Below are 23,136 nucleotides of genomic sequence, written 5' to 3' on the forward strand. Positions count from 1 at the left end.
GGTCGACGGTGCTGGTCCCGGCGGACGGCACGCTGGCCCGGCTGGTCCGGCTCGCGCTCCCGGGCGCCGAACCCGCCGGCCACGAGGCACCCACCGTGGTCGTCGAGACGACCGGCACCGGAGCCGGCATCCTCGACGCCCTGGCCGCCGCCCGCCCCGGCGGCTGCGTGCTGCTCGCCGTCCGCCCCCTGCACCGCACCACGAGCCTGCCCAGCTACCACGCCATCCACCGCCCGGAACTGCGCGTCCTGCCGGTCCCCTGGGCCGACCCCACGACAAAGGCCCCGGAACAGCTGATCGCCCGGGCCCTGGCCCAGCTCGCCCCCGCACGCCTGCGATAGCGGATCCGACGGCGCCACACACGCCCTCACCCGCGACGAGTCACCAGGGCAGCCGGCCGGCGGCGTTGCTGAAGGTGCCGGTGGGGCCGTCGGCGCCGATCCGCGCCATCCGCACGATGACCTCGGCGCCCTGCTCCACGGTCTGGGTGCCGGCGTGGTGGTTCAGATCGGTGGCGGTGAAGCCCGGGTCGACGGCGTTGATCCGGATGTCGCCGAACGCCTTCGCGTACTGGACGGTGAGCATGTTCAGCGCGGCCTTGGAGGACGGGTAGGCGAGGTCCGGGTAGAAGTGCTCCGGCGCCGCCGGGTCGGCCAGCGCCGCGGTGGCGGACAGCCCGCTGCTGACGTTGACCACGACCGGGTTCGCCGAGCGGCGCAGCAGCGGCAGGAAGGCGTGCAGGACCCGGACCGTGCCGAGGACGTTCGTCTCGAACACGGTCCGCACCGTGTCGGCGGTGACCTCCGCGGGGTCGAGGAACCCGCCGTCGGGGCGGCGCGGCTCGATGGCGGCGTTGTTCACCAGCACGTCCAGGCCGCCCGCCGCCCCGATCGTCTCGACGGCGGCGGCGACACAGGCGTCGTCGGTGACGTCGATGCGCACGAAGTGCGCGCCGAGCTCCTCGGCGGCGCGACGGCCGCGCTCGGGGTCGCGGGCCCCGAGGTGGACGGTGTGCCCCGCGGCGATCAGCCGGCGGGCGGTCTCGTGGCCGAGACCCTTGTTGGCTCCGGTGATGAGTGTGTTCGTCATGACTTCAGCGTTCTCCGGGCGGGCGGGACCAGCCAGAGGACGCGTTTTCCTGGGAACAGCGGTACCAGGAAAGCCCGCTCGGCGCGCGGCACACTGTCCCCATGGCCACGGCGGAGTTCGGACAGGCGATCCATCGTTGGCGGGACCGGGTCTCGCCTTCCGACGTCGGCCTGCCTGCGGGGGGCCGCAGGCGGGCCTCGGGGCTGCGGCGCGAGGAGCTGGCGCAGCTGGCCGGGATCTCGGTGGACTATGTCGTGCGGCTGGAACAGGGCCGCGCCACGAACCCCTCGTCGCAGGTCGTCGAGGCGCTGGCCCGCGCACTGCGCCTGTCGGCGGCCGAACGCGAGCACCTGTACCTGCTGGCCGGACTCGCCCCGCCCGGCCCGACGACCGTGCCGGCCTTCATCCCGCCCAGCGTCCAGCGCCTGCTCGACCGGCTGGCCGGCACCCCCGTCGTGGTCCACGATGCCGCCTGGACACTGCTGGTGGCCAACGCGCCGTACGCGGCGCTGATCGGCGACTCCTCCCGGTGGCGCGGCCGGGAGCTGAACGGCGTCTGGCGCCACTTCCTCGGCGGCGGCACCCCCGGCGTCCACTACACGCCCCAAGCGCTGCGGGCCTTCGAGACCGCCCTGGTCGCCGACCTGCGGGCCGCCGCCGAGCGCTACCCGGCCGACCACCGGCTGCGCGGCCTGATCACGGAGCTCCGGCAGCACAGCGACCGCTTCGCCGAGCTGTGGGACAGCGTCGTGGTCGGCGCCCACGACGCGGCCCGCAAGACCGTCGACCACCCGCTGGTCGGGCCCGTGACGCTCGACTGCGACGTGCTCTCGGTGGCCGGCAGCGATCTGCGGATCATGGTCTACACCGCCGAACCCGGCACCGAGGACGCCGAACGCCTCGCGCTGCTGATGGTCGTCGGAACCCAGGAGATCAGCGCGAGCCCGTGAGGCCGCCGGTCGCTCCGAGGGCGGGAGCCGGGGGCTGCTCGTCGCCGGTGAACAGGCCGATCAGGCCCTGCGGCGCGTCCTCGTCGAGGCAGCAGAGCCGGAAGATCTCGACGGCATCGTGGGCGGCCGCGGTGCTGCGCGGGAACAGGGCCTGCTCGTACGCACGCAGCGCGGCCTCGACGTCATCGGGGTGCGCGGCGATGGCCGTGCCGAGTTCGGCGCCGTCCAGCATGGCCAGGTTGGCGCCTTCCCCGGACGGGGGCATCAGGTGGGCGGCGTCGCCGAGCAGGGTCACGCCGGGCACGCGCTCCCACCGGTGCCCGGTGGGCAGGGAGTGGATGGGGCGCAGGACCGGTGCGGTCCCACCGTCGGTGATCAGCGCCGTGAGCTCCGGCGCCCAGCCGTCGAACTCCTGCGCGATCCGCGCGGCGGCCACGGCGGCATCGGTGAAGTCGATACCCGCGAACCACTCCTGCGGCCTGGTGAGCGCGGTGTAGGTGTGGAGGGTCCCGCCGCTCTCCCGGTGGGCCGAGATCGACTTCCCCCACGCCGGCACGAACAGCGATCCGCTGCCGACCGCCTTGGCACTGGCGGGGTGCCCGGCGTCGCTGTCGAACAGGTAGGTCTCGATGAACGACGTGCCGACGTACTCGGGTGCGGCGTCGGAGAGCAGCGGCCGGACGCGTGACCACGCGCCGTCCGCGCCGACCAGCAGGCCCGTGACGACGGTGCCGCCGTCGGCGAAGGTCACCTCGTGGCGGCTGCCGCCGAGGGCACGGACGCCGCTGACCTTGCGGCCCCATCGGACGGTGCCTTCCGGCAGTGCGTCGAGCAGGAGCCGTCGCAGCTCACCGCGCTGCACCTCGGGGCGGCCGCGCGAGCCGTCGTCGGGTTCGTCGAACAGCACGGTCCCGTCCCGGTCGAGGACCCGCGTCGCCTCGCGGCCCTCCAGGACGAGGCCGCGGAACCCGTCGATCAGGCCTGCCGCCCGCAGAGCCGGCTGGCCGGTGTCCGCGTGGATGTCGAGCATGCCGCCCTGCGCGCGGGCGGTCGGCGAGGCCTCCGCCTCGTAGACCGTCGCCGGGATGCCGTGGACGTGCAGGACGCGGGCGAGGGTCAGTCCGCCCAGGCCGGCGCCGATGATCGTGACGTGGGTGGTCATGGTGGCTCCTCAGGTGTCTGCCGCACGCCTGCCGGGCGGGCACCCGCACGGCGTCTCTGGCGTCTTTGGCATCTCTGGCGTCTCTGGCATCTGGAATGGCGTTCCAGTCCTTCCACTGCCAGCCTGGAGCGGCGTTCCAGAGATGTCAAGCTGGAACGTTGTTCCAGGTCTGTGTCAGGATGGCGGCATGGCCACCAGGACACGTCGTCCAGAGCGACGCGAGGAACCGCTCTCCCGCGAGCGCATCGTCGAGGCCGCCGTCGAGCTGCTCGACGGCGCCGGCGAGGGCGGGCTGACCTTCCGGGCGCTGACCGAGCGCCTCGCCACCGGGCCCGGGGCGATCTACTGGCACGTGGCGAACAAGGGCGAGCTGCTCGTCGCCGCGACCGACGCCGTGGTCGCCGCCGCGCTGGCCGCCGGGCCCGCAGAGGCCGCCGATGCCGCCGAGTCCCCGGATTCGCCGGATTCGCCGCACTCGCCGCACTCGCCGCACTCGCCGCAGGAGAAGATCGACTCCATCGCGCTCGGCCTGTTCGACGCGATCGACGAACACCCGTGGCTCGCCACGCAGTTGGCCACACAGCTCGCCCGCGGCCCCCGGCAGTCGGTGACCCTGCGGATCTTCGAGAGCATCGGCCGGCAGGTCCGCGCGCTGGGCGTGCCCGAGGGCAGCCAGTTCACGGCGACCTCCGCCCTGGTGCACTACATCCTCGGCGCCGCCGGCCAGAACGCGGCGAACTCCGCGAACGCCCGCACCTTCGGGCCCGAGGTGACCCGCGCCGAGTACCTCGCCGCCGCGTCGCAGGCATGGAAGGAGCTCGACCCCGACGACTACCCGTTCACCCGGGCCGTCGCGGACCAGCTGCGCGACCATGACGATCAGGCGGAGTTCCTCGCCGGGATCGCCCTCATCCTGGCCGGCATCACCGCGGTCCACCCGGCCACCAGGTAGCCGCTCCGGTCTCACCGACCCAAGGACGTGAAATCCGTCACGGCACCTGACAATGCCATTGCCGTGCCGTTCGCGGGCGACTCCCTCCGCACGGATTCTGACAATTCCACCAGGTCAGCGCTCCGGGGCACCGCTGTCGTAATCGCTGGTCCCCGCATCCAGCAGTGGGGACTGCTGCTGCTTCATGTGGGCCGGGGCCATCAGGCGCAGCACGTGGTAGCCGATCAGGACGACCAGGGTGCCCAGCGCGATGCCGCTGAGCGAGAAGTTGTCGGTGAACTTCAGGGACACGTTGCCGATGCCGATGATGACACCGGCCGCCACCGGGACGAGGTGGAGCGGGTTGGTCAGGTCCACCCGGTTGTGCACCCAGATCTGGGCGCCGAGCAGGCCGATCATGCCGTACAGGACGACGGTGATCCCGCCGAGCACGCCGCCCGGGATCGCGGCGATCACCGCGCCGAACTTCGGGCAGAGGCCGAAGAGGATCGCGAACCCGGCGGCGCACCAGTACGCGGCGGTGGAGTAGACCCGGGTCGCGGCCATCACACCGATGTTCTCGGCGTAGGTGGTGGTGGCCGGGCCGCCGACGCTGGTGGCGATCATGGTGGCGGCGCCGTCCGCCATGATCGCCAGGCCCATCCGGTCGTCCAGCGGATCACCCGTCATCTCACCGACGGCCTTGACGTGTCCGGCGTTCTCGGCGATCAGTGCGACCACGACGGGCAGCGCCACCAGAATGGCGGAGGCGGAGAAGCTCGGGGCGTGCAGGGTGGGCGCGCCGAGCCACTCGGCCTTGCCCACGCCGGAGAGGTCGAGCCGCCAGTGGTCCGTCACCACCCCGGCCCCGTTGACCGCGTGGATCCTTCCGAAGATCCGGTCGAAGACCCAGGAGATCACGTACCCGAAGACCAGGCCGAGGAAGATCGCGATCCGCGACCAGAAGCCGCGCAGCACCACCAGGGCGAGGCCGGTGAAGACCATGGTGAGCAGTGCGGTCCACTGGTCCTGCGGCCAGTACGTCCCGGCGGTCACCGGGGCCAGGTTGAAGCCGATCAGCATCACCACGGCGCCGGTCACGACCGGCGGCAGCACCGTGTGGATCACCCGCGCGCCCGCCGCCTGGATCGCCGCACCGCAGGCCGCGAGCACCGCCCCGACCACCAGCAGGGCGCCCGTCAGTGTCGCGGCGTCACCGCCCTGGGCCTTGATCACCGCGGCCACGCCGACGAAGGAGAGGCTGCTGCCGAGGTAGCTGGGGATGCGCCCGCCGGTGACCAGCAGGAAGAAGATGGTCGCGACACCGGAGACCATCACGGCCAGGTTGGGGTTGAGTCCCATCAGGACCGGTGCCACGAAGGTCGCACCGAACATCGCCACCACGTGCTGGGCGCCGAGCCCGATGGTGCGACCCCAGCTCAGCCGCTCGTCCGGCTTGACGACTGCACCGGGCGCCGGGCTCCTTCCGTCGCCGTGCAGCTTCCAGCCGAAGGCGGCCATGGGTCACTCTCCTTGTTGGTCATGCTCACGCGGGCAGTTGGGGCCATCAGCCGACCACACGACGCGCGCCGCCGCAAAGACCCCGCCGCCGGACGAGTGGACGTCCTACTCAAGGGTTCGTCAGCCGAGCCGCTGGTAGAGCGGGACAAGCGGCGGCCGGCGACAGGCGACAGGCGGCAGGCGGCCGGCGACAGGCGGACCCCGTTCAGGTGGCGACCCCGCATGCCGGATGATGGGAATCGGCCGGACCATGGACGTGAGGGGCAGCACAGTGACAGACCACGAATCCCACTGGTCGGAGCCGGTCGCGGCGTCCACGCGCGGCCAGGGACCGGATACCGTCGTGCTCGGATCCTCGTCCGGGGCCGACGGATCGGTCGACGCCGGGTCGACGCCGGCACGGAAGGGCGCAGGCGCCGTTCGGACCCTGCGCCGGCTCTCCATCCTCGTCTGCGTACTCGTCTGCCTGTTCTTCCTGCCCTGGTGGACGCTGTTCTCCGCCCACACCGACTGGCCCTTCCCGGTGGCCCTGGCCGGTACGGTCCTCTTCGTCGCCGCCGTGCCCGCCCTGCCGGTGCTGATGGTCATGGGGCACGGGCGCAGGCGCTCGGACCGGGCGGCACGCATCGCCGACACCACCCTCGGGGTGGTCTGGGTCCTGTTCGCCTGGTCGGCGCTGAGCGGCCTGCTGCGGCTCGCCCTGATCGTGCTCGGCGTCGGCGACCAAGCTCGCTCCAGAATCGTGGCCCTCGCCGTCGCGGTGATCGCGGCCGCGCTGCTGGCCTGGGGACACCGCGAGGCCATGCGCCTGCCCCGGATCGAGCGCCTGGACATCACCGTCCCGCGGCTGGGACGCGGCCTGGACGGGACACGGATCGTCGTGCTGGCCGACACCCACTACGGACCGATCGACCGGGCCGGATGGTCCGCGCGGGTCGCCGAGGCGGTCAACGAACTGGACGCCGACGTCGTCTGCCACGCGGGCGACATCGCCGACGGCACCCCGCACCAACGCCGGGAGCAGGCCGCCCCGCTGGGGACGGTGCGGTCACGACTGGCGAAGGTGTACGTCACCGGGAACCACGAGTACTCCAGCGAAGCCCAGGGGTGGCTCGACCGCATGGCGGAGCTGGGGTGGGAGCCGCTGCACAACCGCCACCTCGTCGTCGAGCGGGGCGGGGACAGTCTGGTGCTCGCGGGTGTGGACGACATGACCGCCGCCTCCTCCGGCCTGCCCGGGCACCGCGCGAACCTAGCCGACGCACTCGCCGGGGCGGACCCGGACCTGCCGGTCCTGCTCCTCGCCCACCAGCCCAAATACGTCAGCCAGGCCGCAAGCGCCGGGATCGACCTGCAGATCTCCGGCCACACCCACGGCGGACAGATCTGGCCGTTCAACTACCTCGTCCGGATCGATCAGCCCGTGGTGCACGGCCTGAGCCGGCACGGCGAGCGGACCCAGCTCTACACCAGCCGCGGCACCGGCTTCTGGGGCCCACCCTTCCGGATCTTCGCCCCCAGCGAGATCACCCTGCTCACCCTGCGCTCGGCGTAGCCCGGCTCCGGTGACGGCCGACAGCGCGGACGCCCGAAGCGTGGCCCAGCCCCCGGGGTGACGGGCGTCACACGCGACGATGTCACGTCCTTCGGCCGTGCCCTGTCCACTGCTCAGGTGCGAAAGAGTCCTGCGGTGGAAGGGGAATCATCATGAAGGCCATCATCGTGTGCGCCTCCGTGTCTCACGGCAACACGAAAAGGATCGCCGACGTCATGGGCCAGGTCCTGTCGGCCCCGGTCGTGGAGCCCGAGCAAGTCGATCCGGCCGAACTCTCCACCTATGACCTGGTGGGATTCGGCTCGGGCATCTTCTCGGGGAAGTTCCACCCACGGCTGCGCCAGTTCGTCCGCTCGCTCCCGCAGGGCGACGAGCTGCCGCAGGGGGGCTCACTCCCGCAGGGGGACTCACTCCCGCGGGGGGAACGACGCAAGGCGTTCGTCCTCGCCACCAGCGGACTGCCCGAACCGCGGTTGCGGCCCTTCACCCGTCCCCTGGTGCGGCTTCTTGAGCAGAAGGGCTTCGAGGTGGGTGACGCCTTCTCGTGCCGCGGCTTCGACACCTGGCTCCCCTTCAGGCTCGTCGGCGGTATCAACAAGGCGCGGCCCGATGCCGGCGACCTGGCCACCGCTCACGCGTTCGCCGAAGAGCTACGGGCACGGATCGGTGCGGTGTCCTGACCAGTTCGCGGTGAGCCCCCCGGCCGAGGCCAGGGGGCTCACCGCAGCACGGCGGCGGTGCCGCTCCGCTGCCTCACTGGCCGGGGCTGGCCCCGTCGGTCGGGGAGGCTCCGTCGGTCGGGTCACCGGGGTTGTTCTGCTGGTTGTTCTGCGGGGGTGCGCTGGGCAGCTGGATGTCGGGGAAGGAGTTGACCGGGGTGCCGGCCACGATGGCCTGCATCGCCTCGTGCCAGACCGGGCCCGCCACCTGGGCGCCGAAGGCGGACTCGATCGGGCCGCTGCCGAAGTCCTGCCCCTGCAGCGGCTCCTGGTTGCCGGTGTCGCTGACCACGGTGGCGCCCACGACGTCCGGGGTGTAACCGATGAACCAGGCCTGCTTGCCGTCGTTGGTGGTACCGGTCTTACCGGCGGACTGGCGGTCGGTCAGGCCCTGGCCGCTGGCGGTGCCGCCGTCCTGCACCACGCCCTGCAGCATCGCGCTGATCGTGTCAGCCGTGTTCGGCGAGACGACCTGGGAGCAGTTGGCCGACGGGACGGCCACGTTCTTGCCGTCCGGGCCGGTCACCGAGCTGATCGCGATCGGCGTGCAGAAGACGCCGTGGGCGGCGAAGGTGGCGTACACGCCGGCCATCTGCAGCGGCGTCAGGGCGTTGACGCCCAGCGTCATCGAGGGGACCACCTGGAGCTTGTCGCCGCCGGACTGCTGGGTGATGCCGAGCCTGTTGGCCATCTGGTCCACCGTGCAGAGGCCGACCTGCCCCTCCAGCATGGCGAAGTAGGTGTTGATCGAGGCGGCCAGGGCCTGCGGCATCCCCATGTTCCCGGCCTCCGAGGTGGAGTCGTTGTGGACCTCACCGCTCTGCTTGTACGTGCCGCCCTGGCAGTCCTTCATCGCGGGCCAGGGCATGCTGTACGGCACGTTGAAGTCCGTGTCCGCGCCCAGACCGTTCTCCAGCGCCGCGGCCGCCACGATCGGCTTGAACGTCGAACCCGTCGGGAACCCCTGGCCGCCTCCCATCGCCTTGTTGACGTTCAGATTGATCGTGGTCTGGTCGCTGCCCAGACCGTAGGGCCGGCTCTGCCCCATCGCCAGGATCCTGCCGGTACCCGGCTGCACCACGCTCATCACGGCCGCGGGCTTGTCGGAGGCGTTCGCGTTGTCCGCCATCGAGGTGCTCACCGCGTTCTGCGCCTTCGGGTCGATGGTGGTGTGGATCTGCAGCCCACCCCGGCTCCACACCGCCTGCCGGTCCGCGGTGCTAGCACCGAACGCCGGGTCGGAGAGCATGATCTTCTTCACGTAGTCGCAGAAGAAGCCCTCGCCCGCCTTGGCCGTGATGCACCCCTGCTGCGGCGAGGTCACGTGCAGCTGGATCGGCGTGGCGATCGCCTGTGCGGCCGCGGCCTGGGTGATGGTCCCGTACTGGGCCATCTTCTTCAGCACCGTGTCGCGCCGTGCCTTCGCATTGTCCAGGTGCACGATCGGGTCGTAGTTGGTGGGCGACTGCTCGATGCCGGCCAGCAGCGCGGCCTCCGGCAGCGTCAGGTCCTTCGCGTCGGTGCTGAAGTACCGCTGGGCCGCTGCCTGGACCCCGTAGGCGTTCTCGCCGAAGAACGTGATGTTGAGGTAGTTGGTGAGGATCTGGTCCTTGGTCAGGGTCTGTTCGACGCTGATCGCGTACTTCATCTCCTGGATCTTGCGGCCCAGGGTCTGGCGCTGTGCCTGCTGCACGGCCGCCGCGTTGTTGCCGGCCTCGTCGACGAAGACGTTCTTGACGTACTGCTGGGTCAGCGTGGACGCACCCTGGGTGCCGCCACCGCTCGCGTTGCTGTCCAGCGCCCGCGCCAGGCCCTTCGGGTCGATGGCACCGTGCTGGTAGAAGCGGTTGTCCTCGATGTCGACCAGCGCCGCCTTCACCAGCGGGGATATCTGGTCGCTCGGCACCACCGTGCGGTCCCGGTCGTAGACGGTGGCGATCACCCCGCCGCTCGCGTCGTAGATCGTGGAGGCCTGCGAGAGCGGCGGCGTCTTGAAGTCGCTCGGCAGACTGTTGAAACTGTCGACCGAGGCCTTCGCGCCCAGGCCCACTCCGCCCACGAACGGAAGAACCATACCGGCCAACAGGACACCGCCCAGACCGCTCGCACCGATCAGGCGGACACCTGAGGAGAGCAGCACCAGTGGACGGGAAGCGCGGGAGGGGGACTTCGACATGGCGTCGACCGTACGGTCCTACACTGGGAAAACGGTAAGAGTATTTTCTATAGCTTGTAACAGTACCGTCACAGTGCTGCTTTGATCCTTCCTCAGGCAGCCGTCCTGGAGTTCGGCCATGCCTCACCAGGCCAGGGGCAGCTCGGCGAGGGCGTGGAAGACGGGGTGCTCACGGAAGCGGAGTTGGGACGCCTCGCAGGCCAGGCGGAGGGTCGGGAGCCTGGTGAAGAGGGAGTCGAGGGCGAGGGTCACCTCCAGTCGGCCCAGCGAGGCACCGAGGCAGAAGTGGGCGCCGCGGCCCCACAGGAGGTGGCCGGAGGCATCGCGGTGGATGTCGAGGCGTTCGGGGTCGGGGAAAGCGGCGGGGTCGTGGTTGGCGGCGAGCAGGCTGATCATCACCGACTCGCCCTGCCTGACCAGGGTTTCACCGATCCGCAGGTCCTCGGTGGCCTGGCGCACCACGCCGTCCTGGACGATCGACCAGAAGCGCATCGACTCCTCCACGAAATTCGGCAGGAGTGCCCCGCTGTCGGCCAGGACCTCGGTGCGCAGCGCGTCATCGGTCAGCAGGCTCAGCGTGCTGACCGCGATCTGGGTGGCGGTCGACTCGTGGCCGGCGACGAGCAGCAGTTTGAGGATGTCCAGGAGGTCGGCGCGGTCGAGTTCACCGGTGGCCAGGTGGTTGTGGACCAGGCGGCTGACCAGGTCGTCACCCGGGTCGTGCTCCTTGGCGCGCGCGTGCTCGTCGAGGAAGGCGATGATCCGGTGGTGCGCGGCCAGGGAGAGCTCCGGTTCGCCGTCGGTGAGCATGATCTGGGTCTGCTCCAGGAAGAACGCGGTGTGCTCGTCCGGGATCCCCAGCAGCCGGGCGATCACCAGTGCCGATACCTTGCCGGCGAAGTCCTGCACCAGGTCGGCGGGTTGCGGGCCGGCTGCCAGCTCGTCGGCCACCTGGTCGGTCAGCTCCCGGACGCGGGGGCGCAGCGCGCGCACCCGGCGCACGGTGAACTCCGGGGCGACCGTCCTGCGCAGCCGGCCGTGGTCCGGGTCGTCCATGCGCAGGAAGCCGCTCGGCCGGCTGTCGGCGGCCACCGGGAAGCGCAGCGGAAAACCGGGCCGGATCTCGTCCGCGCTCAGCCTGGGGTCCTTGAGCGCGGCCTTCACGTCCTCGTAACGGGTGATCAACCAGACCAGCTGTTCCTCGCCGACACCTGCCGGCAGCCGCACCAGCGTCGGCAGGCCGTCACGAGCGACACCGAGGGCCGGCGGCGGCGACATCGGACAGGCACGGGCCGGCGGCCAGTCGAGCACGCTGGAGCTGGAGAACGTACCAGGCATGATCCTCCCCGTTCATCGTGTACGAAGACCTGCGCCGCCCGGCTCGTCCGGTGGCGGATGCCCCGACCGGGCCACCCAACCACCCGCCCCTGACGCCCCGTTGACCCAGCGCTGACCGCCGGAAGTGGCCGGCACCGCTTCCGCTTCACCGCGGTATGAGAGGTCCCGCCCCTGGTGGGGGCGGGGATCTCCCGGTACGCGGCGGCCCGGGTCAGAGCGCGCAGTAGGCGTTGGCCAGGGCGGTGCCGGTGTCGCTCTGGCCGGCGGTGCCCGAGAGCAGGTGGAACTCGTTGTTGGCGTGTGCGACCTGCTTGGTGCCGTCGTCGCTGCTCAACCAGGTGCTGAAGTAGCCGAGTACGGCACCGTTGTGTCCCCAGGCCCACTGGCCGCAGGGCAGTTGGACGTGCTCGATGCCGAGGCCGTAGCCCGTGGTCGCGCTGCCGTCCACGGGCACCGTGGTCTTGAGCTCGGCCTCCTGGGCGGGCGGCAGCAGCTTGCCGGTCAGCAACGCCTTGCCGAAGGCGGTCAGGTCGTCCAGGGTCGACACCATCGCCCCCGCCGAGCCGAACATCTGGACGTCGGAGACCGTGACGTCGTTGGTGTAGAAGGTCACGGGGTGCACGTAGCCGTGCAGGTAGTTGCCGTACAGGTTCGGGTCGCTGGTCGGGAACGTGGTGTTGGTCAGGTGCAGGGGCGCGATGATCCGGTTCTGGATCTCGGTGGCCGGGCTGTTGCCGGTGACGGCAGTGATCACCATGCCCGCCAGCACATAGTTGGTGTTGGCATAGCTCCAGGTCTGGCCCGGCGCGGTGGTCGGCTTGCGCGAGGCCAGGGCGATGTCCACCAGCGTCTGCGGCGCCCAGGCCTGGTTCGGGTTGAGGTCGAGGGCGTAGGGGCCGGAGACCTGCACGCTGCCGAAGTAGTCGGGCAGTCCGGAGGTGTGGTTGAGCAGCTCGCGGATGGTGATCTTCGTGCCGTCGTAGCCGTTCGCGGCGATCGCCCCCGGCAGCCACTTGGCGACCGTGTCGTCCAGCGAGAGCCGGTGCTCGGCCTCCAGCTGGAGCAGCACGGTGGAGGTGAACGCCTTGGTGTTGCTGCCGATCCGGAACTGCGCCTTCGGGTCGGCGGGGGCGCCGGTGGCGAGGTTGCCCGTGCCCGCCTGCACGTACTGGGTGGTGTCGCCCTGGCGGACCAGGCCGATCACGCCCGGGTAGCCGTCGGCGACGCCCTTCTGGGCGCCGGTCTGCAGGATGCCGGCCGCGGTCGGCGTGTCCGCGCTCGCCGTGCCGACGCCGGCCAGGGCGGCGAGCAGGAGCGTCGTGCTGACAGCGGTCACACGTAGGGACTTCATCGGACTCCTTCGTCCACGGGGGTCGTCCACAGGGAGTTGTCCGCGGGGGTTCGTCCGCGGGGGTTCGTCCACGGGGGTTCGTCCACGGGGGTTCGTCCACGGGGGGCGGTGGCCCTCCTGGGGGCACGGGTGCTCATGCGCCCTGTGCGGTGCGGGTTGACGCGGCGTCGGGCGCCGCTGACCAGGCACTTCGATCCTGGTGTCCGGGCCGGGCGGCGGACAGGCCATGGCACCGGCCATCCATGGCCGGTCGTCAGGAGGTCCGGGGCGGGAGCGGGCCGGGGCGGGGGTGTGGGCAGGGGCGGGGAGCGGGCTCGCCGCGGCCGGCTGTCCGCCGTTCGGGGGAAGGCCGGCGGTGGGTCGGCGGCTGCCGGGTGTCGGGCACCGGCAGCCGCCCGGGGTGCGGGGGATGATCGGACGGCCCGTGGCCGGCGCGCCGGGTCGACCGGAGGTTCCGTTCGCGCCAGGTCCGCCGGCCCGATCGGAGGAAGACCCCGATGAGCGAGTGGCTCGCGCTGGTCGTCGCCATGCTGGCCACCTGCATGGTGGTCATCCTGGTCGCGATCGTCCGGCAGCGCCGCAGGTCCGGCGGCGAGGCGGAGACGCCCGACGTCATCGAGTACATGAGCATGATGATCGGCGTGATCTACGCCGTGGTGCTCGGGCTCGCGATCGCCGGCAGCTGGGAGACGCGCTCGGCCGCCAAGGAGGCGGTGCGGGTCGAGGCCCAGTCGATGCACGAGGCCGGCGAGCGGGCAGCGGTGTATCCGACCACGGCCCGGGACCGGGTCCTGGGTGACATCGACACCTACATCGCCTTCGTGGTGCACCAGGACTGGCCGCAGATGGAGCACCACCGCGACCTCTCCCCCACCGGCGAGCAGTTGCTGGGCCAGGTCCGCTCGGACGTCACCCCCAGCTCGCCGAACGACCTGCCCGGGGCGGCCGCCGCCGAACCGGTGCTCGACGCCGTCGCCACCGCGGACGACGCCCGCAGCACCCGGGCCGCGATCGCCACCAGCGAGATGCCGGTGGTGGTCTGGATCGGCCTGTTCACCGGCGCGCTGATCACGGTGGCGCTGATCTTCCTGCTGGAGATCCGCAGCACCTTCCGCGAACTGCTGCTGGGCGGGCTGTTCAGCGCCCTGGTGGTCTTCCTGCTCTTCGTGGTCTGGGACTTCCAGTCGCCCTTCGGCCACAGCTTCGGGATCACCCCCGAGGCCTTCACCCAGCTCTTCCCCGCGGCCGCGCACGCGAGCGGCGGCGGCACGGGCTGAGCAACAGCCGAGCGGGCGGCGGAGACGAACTGGCCAGGCATCAGAGGCGTCTGGCGGCCCGGCGCTCGGAGCGGGATCTCGGGTGCAGCAGCACGGCGGCGACCACGGCGGGCACCGTGATCAGCAGGAGGTAGCTGACGGTGGAGGTGCGCCGGGCCGCGGCGAGGTGGCGCCGGGCGAGCGGGCGCCACGCGGCGAGGGTGGCGCCGGGCGTGGGGGTGGAAGTGGGGGTGGAGGTGGGGGTGACGCTCGGCGCCGGGGTGTGGGCGGGGCTGGGCGGGGTGGCGGAGGTCACCACGGCGGCGTCGTCGGACGGCCGCTCCGGAGCCGGCGGCGGGGGCGGGGCGGGGGCGGGGGCCTCGGCAGGGACGACAGCGGGGGCGACGGGCGGCGCAGGCGGGGGCAGGGGCGGCGCGGCCGGGAGTGCGGCGGGCGCGGCGAGCGCGGCGGCCACGGGAACGGCCACCGGGACGGCCGCCGCGGTGCCCGGGGCGGGCGGTGTGGGCGGGGCGACCGACGGGGACGGCGCCGGGCTGCCGCTCGCGGGCGGACTGCTCGTCGGCGGAGCGCTCGGCGAGGGGCTGGGCGTCGGCGACGGCGTCGGGGTGGGCGTCGGGGTGGGCGTCGGGGTGGGCGTCGGGGTCGGGGTCGGGGTCGGCGTCGGGCTGGGCGTCGGCGTGGGGCTGGGCGTCGGCGTGGGGCTGGGCGAGACCGTCGGCGGCGGGCTCTCGCACGGCACCGACGGATCGCCCGAACCGCCCGACGGCGAGGCCGCCCCGACTCCCCCGGCGACCACAGCCGCCACCGCGACGGCCAGGAGCAGCCGACGGACCGTCAGCTCAGTACCTCTCATGGCCTAATAGTCTCGTCCGATGTCCGGCTGAGCATCGGAACGCCCCCTCGGCTGCCGTAGTCCCCCCGGTTGGCTCAGCATCAGGAGCCCCGGCACCGGGGGACTCGGGCGCCGGGCGGGCGCCGGGCGGGCGCCGGCAGCGGGCGGGTCAGGCGAGGCTGTCGTCGATGAAGGCGAACAGCTCCTCGTCCGAGGCCGTGTCGAGGCCGTCGATCTCCGCGAGGTCGGCGTCGGCCGCGGCAGCATCCGCCGCGGGCTGCTGGGACTCGCCCAGCCGGGCCGCCAGCGCGTTCAGACGCATCTGCAGCCGGGCCCGGGTGACACCGTCGGGGGTGCCGGCGGCCAACGCGGCCTCCAGGCGGTCGAGTCCCTCGGTCACCGAGCCCGCCGAGCCAGTGCTGTCGGGGAACAGCTCCTGGTGCAGGTGGGTGGCGAGCAGCGCCGGGGTCGGCTGGTCGAAGACCAGTGAGGCGGGCAGCGACAGGCCGGTCTGCTCGGCCAGACCGTCGCGCAGCAGGACCGCCATCAGCGAGTCCACCCCGAGGTCCCGGAACGCCTGTCCCGGTTCGATCTCCTCCGGTCCCGCATAGCCGAGGATGAACGCCGCCTCGGTCCGCACCAGGGCGAGCAGCGCGTTCTGCCGCTCGAACCCGGCCATCGCCGCCAGGCGGACGGCCAGGGTGGCCTCGGTGTGCTCCTGTTCCGCCGCGGTGTGCTCCGCTGCGGGGCGCTCGGCCGGGGCGGGCGCCGCCGGGGGCCGGCCATCGCTGTGCGTCCGGAGCCAGGACGCCATCGCGGGCAGCGCCGCGCTGAGCGAGCGGTCACCGTCCAGGCCCAGGGTCGCGAGCAGCCCGTCCAGGTCCTCGCGCCGCACGGCGGACCAGAACCGCTCGTCCACGGCGGCCGCGGGCGCCACCGGCTCGTCCTCGGCCGCCGCCGGCCAGAAGCGGCGCCGCTGGAAGGCGTAGGTGGGCAGGTCGAGCCGGCGGGAGCCCGCCGCGCCGAAGAAGGCCGCCCAGTCGACGGTGACGCCGTGGGCGTGCGCCTGGGCCAGGGCACCGATCGCCGTCCGGACCTCGGGGCGGTCACGGCGCAGCACGGGGGCGAAGACGGCGGCGGTGCCGACGCAGCCCCGCCCGAGGGCGCTGAGGGTGCCGTCCGGGCCCAACTCGACGAAGGTGCGCACGCCCTCGCGTTCCAGCGTCGCGACGGCGTCGGCGAACCGGACCGCCTCGCGGACGTGGCGCACCCAGTAGGCGGGGGTGGTGAGGTCTGCGGAGCGGTCGAGCGTGGAGACGATCGGGATATTCGGGGCGTTGAAGGTGAGCTCCGAGGCGATCGCGCGGAACTCGGCGAGCATCGGCTCCATCAGCGCGGAGTGGAACGCGTGGCTGACGGTCAGGCGCTTGGTCCGGTGTCCCTCGGCGGCCAGCTTCTCGGCGACCTCCAGCACGGCCTGCTCGGCGCCCGAAAGCACGACGGAGACCGGCCCGTTGACGGCGGCGATGCCTGCCTCCGAGCGGTCGGCGAGCAGCGGCAGCACCGCGTCCTCGGCGGCCTCGACGGCCACCATCGCGCCACCGGCGGGGAGTTGTTGCATCAGCCGGCCGCGGGCGGCGACCAGCCGGGCGGCGTCGGGGAGCGAGAGGATGCCCGCGACGTGCGCGGCGGCCAGCTCGCCGATCGAGTGCCCGGCCAGGAAGTCCGGTCGCAGGCCCCAGGATTCGACGAGGCGGAACAACGCCACCTCGATGGCGAAGAGCGCGGGCTGGGTGTAGGCCGTCCGGTCGAGCAGCGCGTCGGCGTCCCGCAGCGGCGTCTGCAGGTACTGGTCCAGCGCGGCGCGGACCGCGTCGTAGGCCTCGGCGAACACCGGGAAGGCGGCGTACAGTTCGGCCCCCATGCCGGCGCGCTGGCTGCCCTGGCCGGTGAAGAGGAGGGCCAGCTTGCCCTCGACCACGGTGCCCTTGACCAGCGGCGCGGCGGGTATCCCGAGGGCCAGCGCGTCGAGCCCGGCGCGCAGTTCGTCCTGGTCGGCGGCGACGATCGCGGCGCGGCGGTCCAGTGCCGCCCTGGTGGTCGCCAGCGCCCGCGCGACCTCGGGCACCGTGACATCCGGCTCGGTGTCCAGCCAGTCGCGCAGCCGGTCGGCCTGGTCACGCAGGGCGGCCTCGTTCTTGCCGGAGAGCACCACCGGCAGCACGGCGGACGGCAACCCGGCGGACGGCAACCCGGCAGCGGCGGGGCCCTCGGCAGGCTCCTCGGCAGGCGGCTCCTCGGTGGGGACCTCCTCGGCGGGGGCCTGCTCCAGCACGGTGTGGGCGTTGGTGCCACTGATGCCGAAGGAGGAGATCGCGGCCCGGCGCGGACGGCCGGTCTCCGGCCAGGGCCGGTTCTCGGCCAGCAGCTCGACCGCGCCGGCCGACCAGTCGACGTGCGGGGTCGGCTCGTCCACGTGCAGGGTACGCGGCAGTACCCCGTGCCGCATCGCCATCACCATCTTGATCACGCCCGCGACACCGGCCGCCGCCTGGGTGTGGCCGATGTTCGACTTCACCGAGCCCAGCCACACCGGCCGGTCCTCGGGGCGGCCCCGGCCGTAGGTGGCCAGCAGCGCCTGGGCCTCGATCGGGTCGCCCAGCCTGGTGCCGGTGCCGTGGCCCTCGACCACGTCGATCTGGTCGGCCGTCAGCCGGGCGTTGGCCAGCGCCTGCTTGATCACCCGCTGCTGGGAGGGGCCGTTGGGCGCGGTCAGACCGTTGCTGGCACCGTCCTGATTGACCGCGCTGCCCTGGACCACGGCGAGCACCCGGTGCCCGTTGCGGCGCGCGTCCGAGAGCCGCTCGACCAGCAGCAGGCCCACGCCCTCGGCCATGTTGGTGCCGTCGGCGGCCCCGGCGAAGGACTTGCACCGGCCGTCGGCCGCCAGCCCGCGCTGACGGCTGAACTCGATGATGGTGCCCGGGTTCGGCATCACCGTGATGCCGCCGGCCAGCGCGAGCGTGCACTCGCCGGTGCGCAGCGCCTGCACCGCCAGGTGCAGCGAGACCAGCGAGGCCGAGCAGGCGGTGTCGACGGTGACCGCCGGGCCCTCCAGCCCGTAGGTGTAGGAGAGCCGCCCGGACATCACACTCGCGGTGTTGCCGGTGCCGAGGTGGCCCTCGAAGTTCTCGGCCGAGCGCATCAGCACCGGGACGTAGTCCTGCCCGTTGGTGCCGACGAAGACACCGGTGCGGCTGCCGCGCAGGGTCGCCGGGTCGATGCCCGCCCGCTCGAACAGCTCCCAGGAGGTCTCCAGGAGCAGGCGCTGCTGCGGGTCCATGGCCAGTGCCTCGCGCGGCGTGATGCCGAACAGGGCGGCGTCGAACTGGTCCACGGCGGCCAGGAAGCCGCCCTCCTTGGTGTAAGAGGCACCCTGGGCGTCCGGGTCCGGGTCGTAGAGCCCGTCGAGGTCCCAGTCGCGGTCGGTCGGGAAACCGGAGATCGCGTCACCACCGGTCGCGACCAGCTGCCAGAGCTGCTCGGGGCTCTGCACACCGCCGGGGAACCGGCAGCTCATCGCGACGATCGCGATCGGCTCGCGGGCCTTCTCGTCGAGGTCGCGCAGCTGGGTGTGGGCCTCGTCGAGGTCCTTCAGTACGCGCTTGAGGTATTCGCGGAGCTTGTCTTCATTGGCCATCGGAGCGCTGCCCATCCGGATCGTCGGGGTAGGGGGTGACGGGGGTGCGGAACACGGCGGGCACGCCGCTCAGCCCCTGCCGAACTTCTTGTCGATGTAGTCGAAGAGGTCGTCGTCGCTCGCCTCGTCGATCGCCGCCGCGCCCGCGCCTTCCCCGGTGCCTCGGGCGGCGTTCCAGCTCGCCAGCAGGGTCTGCAGGCGAACCGCGATCCGCGCGTGGGCGGCGTCGTCGGGGGCGACAGCGCCGTGCTCCTCGGCGCCGAGCGAGGCGATCGCCACCTCCAGACGGTCGAGCTCCTCAAGGAGCCCCGGAGCGGCCGGCCCGCTGTCGGGAGCCAGCTCGGCCAGCAGGAACTCGGCCAGCAGGGCAGGCGTCGGGTGGTCGAAGATCAGGGTCGCGGGCAGCCGGATCCCGGTGGCCTCGGTCAGCCGGTTCCGCAGCTCGACGGCGGTCAGCGAGTCGAAGCCCAGCTCGCGGAAGGCCTGCCCGGCCCCGACCAGGTCCACCGAGGTGTAGCCGAGCACGGCCACCACATGGCCGCGCACCAGGTCGAGCAGCGAACCGCGCTGCTCGGCCGCGGGGCGACCGGCCAACTGCCGGGCCAGGCCGGCCGTGTCGGGCTCGGCGGCCGCCGCCGCGACAGCCGTGCGGCGGGCCGGCGGCCGCACCAGGCCGTGGAAGGGCGCGGGCAGCGCGCCGGGCACGGTGGCCAGCGCCCGCAGCACGTTCAGGTCCAGCTGCATCGGGACCAGGACCGGCTCGCCGAGGACCGCCAGGGCCGCGTCGAAGAGCGCCAGCCCCTGGTCGGCGGTCATCGGCAGCACCCCGCCGCGCGCCGACCTGGCGAGGTCCACCTCGCTCAGCCGGCCCGCCATGCCGCGCTTCTCCGCCCACATGCCCCAGACCAGCGAGACCGCGGACAGGCCGTGGTCGTGGCGGTGGCGGGCCAGGGCGTCCAGGAAGACGTTGGCCGCACCGTAGCTGCCGAGGCCCGCACCGCCCAGGGTGCCGGCGGCGGCCGAGAAGAGCACGAAGGCGTCCAGGTCCAGCCCGGCGGTGAGCTCGTGCAGGTGGAGCGCCGCGTCCACCTTGGGACGCAGCACCCGGTCGACCCGCTCGGGGGTGAGCGCCCCGATCACGCCGTCGTCCAGCACGGCGGCCGTGTGCACCACGGCCGTCAGCGGGTGCGCTGCCGGCACGCCGGCCAGCAGCGCGGCCAGCTGCGCACGGTCGGCCGCGTCACAGGACGCCATCGCGACGGTGGCGCCCAACTCGGTCAGCTCGGCGACCAGTTCGGCCGCACCCGGGGCGTCCGGGCCGCGCCGGCTGGTCAGCAGCAGGTGACGGACGCCGCGTTCGGCCACCAGGTGGCGGGCGAGCAGCGCCCCGAGGCCGCCGGCGGCGCCGGTGATCAGCACGGTGCCCTCGGGGTTCAACTCGCGGGCGGGATCGGTCCGTTCGCCAGTCTGTGCGTCGAGCCGGGAAAGACGGGCCAGCCGGGGCACCCGCACGGTGCCCGCGCGCAGGGCGAACTCCTGCTCACCGCAGGCGATCGCGAGCGGCAGCAGGCGCCGGGACTCCTCGTCGTCGTCCAGGTCCGCCAGCACGAAGCGGTCCCGGTTCTCGATCCGGGCCGCCCGCACCAGGCCCCAGAGCGGGGCGTGGACCAGATCGACCGGACCGTCGCCGGAGCCGGCGGCCACCGCGCCACTGGTCACCAGGACCAGGCGGGCGGCGGCGAGGCCGTCGTCGGCGAGCAGGCCCTGCACCAGGGCGAGGGCGCGGTGCGTGGCCGCGTGGACCTCGGCCGCCAGGTGACTGCCACCCGGCTGGTCCGCGCAGGTCACCACGACGGTGTCGGGAGCCGGCCTGCCGGCCGCGACGGCAGCCCGCAGCTCGGCCAGGTCGGCGTAGAACTCGGGCTTCTCACCGGCCAGTTCGAGGGAGGCGCCGATCTTGAGCCGGTCGGCGCCGAGCATCGCCCAGCGCGCCTCGGGACGCGCCTCGGGCGCCGGGGCCTGCGGCGGCAGCGGCAGCGGCAGCGGCAGCGGCAGCGGCGTCCAGTCGACGCGGAACAGCGCGTCGGGCCGCCCCGCCCGCGAGCCCGCACCGAGCTGCTCGGCGGTGAGGGGACGCGGCGCCAGGGCTGCCACCGAGGCCACGGGCGCACCCGAGCCGTCCGTCACGTCCAGCGACACTTCGGCCGGCCCGGTCGGGGTGAGTCGCACCCGCAGCTCCGTGGCGCCGCCGGCGTGCAGGGTGAAGCCGCGCCAGGCGAAGGGGCTGCGGCTGCGCGGCTGCCCGTCGTTGCCGTCGGTGCCGTCGGCGTGGGCACCGTCGGCGCTGTCGGATCCCGGGCGGAGGGAGAGCGCCTGCAGGGCGGCGTCCAGCAGGGCCGGGTGCAGGCCGTAGGCCCCCGCCTGCGACCACAGCTCCTGCGGCAGCTCCACGGCCGCATGGATCGTGTCCCCGTGCTGCCAGGCCTTGCGCAGGCCCTGGAACGCGGGCCCGTACCACCGGCCGGCCAGCGCCTGCCGCTCGTAGTGGCCCTCGACCGGCAGCTCAACGGCGCCAGGCGGCGGCCAGGCGGCCGGGTCCAGCGGTGCCACGGCGGTCAGCGCGGACGGAGCGGTGGCGGCCAGGGTGCCGCTCGCGTGCCGGGTCCACGGCTCGGCCGACGCCTGGCGCTCGGGCCGCCCGTAGAGGGTCAGCGAGCGCCGGCCGGAGTCTTCCTCCGGCCCGGTGACCACCAGGTGCAGCTGGACGGCGCCCTCCTCGGGCAGCACCAGCGGCACCTCCACGGTCAGCTCCTCCACCAGGTCGCACCCGACCTGGTCGCCGGCCCGGACGGCGAGTTCGACAACCGCCGTCTCCGGCAGCAGCACGGTGTCCCCCACCGCGTGGTCGGCAAGCCAGGGGTGCGTGCGCAGCGCGAGCCGCCCGGTGAACAGGAACCCGTCGGAGCCCGGCAGTTCGACGGCCGCGCCCAGCAGCGGGTGCTCGGCGGAGGCGAGACCGGCCGCGGCCACGTCGGTCGCGGCGGGCAGGCCGGACGGCTGCACCCAGTAGCGTTCGCGTTGGAAGGCGTAGGTGGGCAGGTCGACCCGGCGGGCGCCGGTGTGGGCGAAGTAGGCGGCCCAGTCGACGGCGGCGCCGTTCGCGTGGACCCGGGCGAGCGCGGTGGTCAGCGTCCGGGCCTCGGAGCGGTCGGCGCGCAGGGTCGGCACGAAATGCGCGTCCTCGGCACTGACGGTGTCCTGGGCGAGCGTGGTGAGGGTGGCGTCGGGGCCCAGCTCGACGAAGGTGCGCACACCTTCGCGCTCCAGGATCTCGATGGCGTCGGCGAAGCGGACGGCCTCGCGGACATGGCGCACCCAGTAGTCGGCGGTGGTGAGGTCCGCGGACCGGTCGAGCGTGGAGACGATCGGGATGGTGGGAGCGTGGAAGGTCAACTGCTGCGCGATGGCACGGAACTCGGCGAGCATCGGGTCCATCAGCGGCGAGTGGAACGCGTGACTGACGGCCAGGCGCTTCGTCTTGCAGCCCAGCTGTTCCGCGATCGCCAGGACCGCCTGCTCGGCACCCGAAAGCACCACCGACGAAGGCCCGTTGACGGCAGCGATACCGACATCGGAGCGGCCTGCCAGCAGCGGCAGCACGTCCGCCTCGCTCGCCTGGACGGCCACCATCGCGCCACCCGACGGCAGCGCCTGCATCAGGCGACCACGCGCGGCCACCAGCCGGGCGGCATCGGCGAGGGAGAGAACGCCCGCGACATGCGCGGCCGCCAGCTCACCGATCGAGTGCCCGACCAGGAAGTCCGGCCGGACACCCCAGGATTCGACCAGGCGGAACAACGCCACCTCGATCGCGAAGAGGGCGGGTTGGGTGTAGGCCGTCCGGTCGAGCAGTGCGTCGGCGCCCTTGAGCGGGATGTCGAGGTGCTGATCCAGCTCGGCGCAGACCGCGTCATAGGCGGCCGCGAACGCCGGGTAGGCGTCGTACAGTTCGACGCCCATCCCACGGCGCTGGCTGCCCTGGCCGGTGAAGAGGAAGGCAAGCCTGCCGCCCGTGGCCGAGCCCCGGTGCACGGCCGCGCCGGGGTTTCCCGAGGCCAACTCCGAAAGGCCGCCGAGAAGTTCCCGGCCGCCGCTGCCCACCACGACGGCCCGGTGCTCCAGCGCGGCCCGGCCGGTCGCCAGCGAGTAGGCCAGGTCCAGCAGCTCGGCCTGGCCGGGCTCGGTGCCGGCCCGGGAGAGCAGCCGCTCCGCCTGACCGCGCAGCGCCTGCTCGGTGCGCGCGGAGAGCAGCAGCGGGAGAACCGCCGCCGGAGCGGCGGACACCGGCGCGGCCTCGGCCACAGCGGGTGCCTGCTCCAGGATGACGTGCGCGTTGGTACCGCTCAGCCCGAAGGACGAGACACCCGACCGACGCGGCCACCCCGTCCGCGGCCACACCCGCTCCTCCACCAACAACTCCACCGCACCCGCCGACCAATCCACATGCGGCGACGGCTCATCGACATGCAACGTCC

The 23,136-nt window shown here is 73.0% G+C and carries 16 protein-coding genes; 7 read left to right on the forward strand and 9 right to left on the reverse strand.

Annotated elements, in window-relative coordinates; all coding sequences use genetic code 11:
• The first annotated feature begins 8 nt into the window (after positions 1-8).
• A complete protein-coding gene (locus ACFZB9_RS24830) occupies positions 9-341 on the forward strand; it encodes a hypothetical protein (protein WP_391450543.1) in 333 nt (110 codons plus the stop codon).
• Between the two features lie 40 nt (positions 342-381).
• Here ACFZB9_RS24830 and ACFZB9_RS24835 read toward each other — a convergent pair whose 3' ends face one another.
• Positions 382-1,089 carry an SDR family NAD(P)-dependent oxidoreductase gene (locus ACFZB9_RS24835; protein WP_391450544.1) on the reverse strand — a complete coding sequence of 236 codons (708 nt, stop codon included), beginning with the start codon at positions 1,087-1,089 and terminating at the stop codon, positions 382-384.
• 101 nt (positions 1,090-1,190) lie between these two features.
• Here ACFZB9_RS24835 and ACFZB9_RS24840 point away from each other — a divergent pair, with 101 nt between their 5' ends.
• Positions 1,191-2,039, forward strand: a complete 849-nt coding sequence (locus ACFZB9_RS24840) for a helix-turn-helix transcriptional regulator (protein ID WP_391450546.1) — start codon at positions 1,191-1,193, stop codon at positions 2,037-2,039.
• Here ACFZB9_RS24840 and ACFZB9_RS24845 read toward each other — a convergent pair.
• The gene (locus tag ACFZB9_RS24845; RefSeq protein ID WP_391450548.1) at positions 2,023-3,201 is read right to left on the reverse strand and encodes an FAD-dependent oxidoreductase; all 1,179 of its coding nucleotides are present in this window, start codon (positions 3,199-3,201) and stop codon (positions 2,023-2,025) included. The two genes, ACFZB9_RS24840 and ACFZB9_RS24845, sit on opposite strands and share 17 nt — an antisense overlap.
• A 187-nt stretch (positions 3,202-3,388) precedes the next feature.
• Between ACFZB9_RS24845 and ACFZB9_RS24850 the strand changes: the two genes are divergently transcribed.
• Positions 3,389-4,153, forward strand: coding sequence for a TetR/AcrR family transcriptional regulator C-terminal domain-containing protein (locus ACFZB9_RS24850; RefSeq protein ID WP_391450550.1), 765 nt, complete (start codon positions 3,389-3,391; stop codon positions 4,151-4,153).
• Between the two features lie 114 nt (positions 4,154-4,267).
• Here ACFZB9_RS24850 and ACFZB9_RS24855 read toward each other — a convergent pair whose 3' ends face one another.
• Complete coding sequence (locus ACFZB9_RS24855; protein ID WP_391450552.1) at positions 4,268-5,653, reverse strand: uracil-xanthine permease family protein; 1,386 nt, start codon at positions 5,651-5,653, stop codon at positions 4,268-4,270.
• A gap of 343 nt (positions 5,654-5,996) precedes the next feature.
• Here ACFZB9_RS24855 and ACFZB9_RS24860 point away from each other — a divergent pair, with 343 nt between their 5' ends.
• Positions 5,997-7,208, forward strand: coding sequence for a metallophosphoesterase (locus tag ACFZB9_RS24860; protein ID WP_391450575.1), 1,212 nt, complete (start codon positions 5,997-5,999; stop codon positions 7,206-7,208).
• A gap of 152 nt (positions 7,209-7,360) precedes the next feature.
• Positions 7,361-7,888, forward strand: a complete 528-nt coding sequence (locus ACFZB9_RS24865) for a flavodoxin family protein (protein WP_391450554.1) — start codon at positions 7,361-7,363, stop codon at positions 7,886-7,888.
• 73 nt (positions 7,889-7,961) lie between these two features.
• Here the strand turns inward: ACFZB9_RS24865 and ACFZB9_RS24870 are convergent, their stop codons facing one another.
• The 3 genes from ACFZB9_RS24870 to ACFZB9_RS24880 form a co-directional block, all read right to left on the reverse strand.
• Positions 7,962-10,103 carry a transglycosylase domain-containing protein gene (locus ACFZB9_RS24870; RefSeq protein ID WP_391450556.1) on the reverse strand — a complete coding sequence of 714 codons (2,142 nt, stop codon included), beginning with the start codon at positions 10,101-10,103 and terminating at the stop codon, positions 7,962-7,964.
• Positions 10,104-10,226: 123 nt separating this feature from the next.
• The gene (locus ACFZB9_RS24875; RefSeq protein ID WP_391450558.1) at positions 10,227-11,441 is read right to left on the reverse strand and encodes a cytochrome P450; all 1,215 of its coding nucleotides are present in this window, start codon (positions 11,439-11,441) and stop codon (positions 10,227-10,229) included.
• A 211-nt stretch (positions 11,442-11,652) separates the two neighbouring features.
• A complete protein-coding gene (locus ACFZB9_RS24880; RefSeq protein WP_391450560.1) occupies positions 11,653-12,792 on the reverse strand; it encodes a serine hydrolase domain-containing protein in 1,140 nt (379 codons plus the stop codon).
• A gap of 497 nt (positions 12,793-13,289) precedes the next feature.
• Here ACFZB9_RS24880 and ACFZB9_RS24885 point away from each other — a divergent pair, with 497 nt between their 5' ends.
• Positions 13,290-14,069, forward strand: coding sequence for a hypothetical protein (locus ACFZB9_RS24885; protein ID WP_391450562.1), 780 nt, complete (start codon positions 13,290-13,292; stop codon positions 14,067-14,069).
• Between the two features lie 40 nt (positions 14,070-14,109).
• Here the strand turns inward: ACFZB9_RS24885 and ACFZB9_RS24890 are convergent, their stop codons facing one another.
• Positions 14,110-14,535: a hypothetical protein gene (locus ACFZB9_RS24890; protein ID WP_391450563.1), complete on the reverse strand. Its 426-nt coding sequence runs from the start codon at positions 14,533-14,535 to the stop codon at positions 14,110-14,112.
• Positions 14,536-14,569: 34 nt separating this feature from the next.
• On the opposite strand from ACFZB9_RS24890, the gene ACFZB9_RS24895 reads away from it, so the two are divergent.
• Positions 14,570-14,929, forward strand: a complete 360-nt coding sequence (locus ACFZB9_RS24895) for a hypothetical protein (protein WP_391450565.1) — start codon at positions 14,570-14,572, stop codon at positions 14,927-14,929.
• Positions 14,930-15,070: 141 nt separating this feature from the next.
• Here the strand turns inward: ACFZB9_RS24895 and ACFZB9_RS24900 are convergent, their stop codons facing one another.
• Positions 15,071-18,601, reverse strand: a complete 3,531-nt coding sequence (locus ACFZB9_RS24900; protein WP_391450566.1) for a type I polyketide synthase — start codon at positions 18,599-18,601, stop codon at positions 15,071-15,073.
• 69 nt (positions 18,602-18,670) lie between these two features.
• Positions 18,671-23,136 (reverse strand): SDR family NAD(P)-dependent oxidoreductase (locus ACFZB9_RS24905; RefSeq protein ID WP_391450568.1); only part of this gene is annotated, 4,466 nt, incomplete at its 5' end.

The organism is Kitasatospora sp. NPDC008050 (genome assembly GCF_042957465.1).
GTDB lineage: Bacteria > Actinomycetota > Actinomycetes > Streptomycetales > Streptomycetaceae > Kitasatospora.

Excerpts from the sequence above, each read along its gene's own strand:
- ACFZB9_RS24850 (WP_391450550.1), top strand. The coding sequence starts at position 3,389 with ATGGCCACCAGGACACGTCGTCCAGAGCGACGCGAGGAACCGCTCTCC.
- ACFZB9_RS24855 (WP_391450552.1), bottom strand. The coding sequence starts at position 5,653 with ATGGCCGCCTTCGGCTGGAAGCTGCACGGCGACGGAAGGAGCCCGGCG.
- ACFZB9_RS24845 (WP_391450548.1), bottom strand. The coding sequence starts at position 3,201 with ATGACCACCCACGTCACGATCATCGGCGCCGGCCTGGGCGGACTGACC.
- ACFZB9_RS24900 (WP_391450566.1), bottom strand. The coding sequence starts at position 18,601 with ATGGCCAATGAAGACAAGCTCCGCGAATACCTCAAGCGCGTACTGAAG.
- ACFZB9_RS24835 (WP_391450544.1), bottom strand. The coding sequence starts at position 1,089 with ATGACGAACACACTCATCACCGGAGCCAACAAGGGTCTCGGCCACGAG.
- ACFZB9_RS24840 (WP_391450546.1), top strand. The coding sequence starts at position 1,191 with ATGGCCACGGCGGAGTTCGGACAGGCGATCCATCGTTGGCGGGACCGG.
- ACFZB9_RS24875 (WP_391450558.1), bottom strand. The coding sequence starts at position 11,441 with ATGCCTGGTACGTTCTCCAGCTCCAGCGTGCTCGACTGGCCGCCGGCC.
- ACFZB9_RS24885 (WP_391450562.1), top strand. The coding sequence starts at position 13,290 with ATGAGCGAGTGGCTCGCGCTGGTCGTCGCCATGCTGGCCACCTGCATG.
- ACFZB9_RS24865 (WP_391450554.1), top strand. The coding sequence starts at position 7,361 with ATGAAGGCCATCATCGTGTGCGCCTCCGTGTCTCACGGCAACACGAAA.
- ACFZB9_RS24880 (WP_391450560.1), bottom strand. The coding sequence starts at position 12,792 with ATGAAGTCCCTACGTGTGACCGCTGTCAGCACGACGCTCCTGCTCGCC.
- ACFZB9_RS24870 (WP_391450556.1), bottom strand. The coding sequence starts at position 10,103 with ATGTCGAAGTCCCCCTCCCGCGCTTCCCGTCCACTGGTGCTGCTCTCC.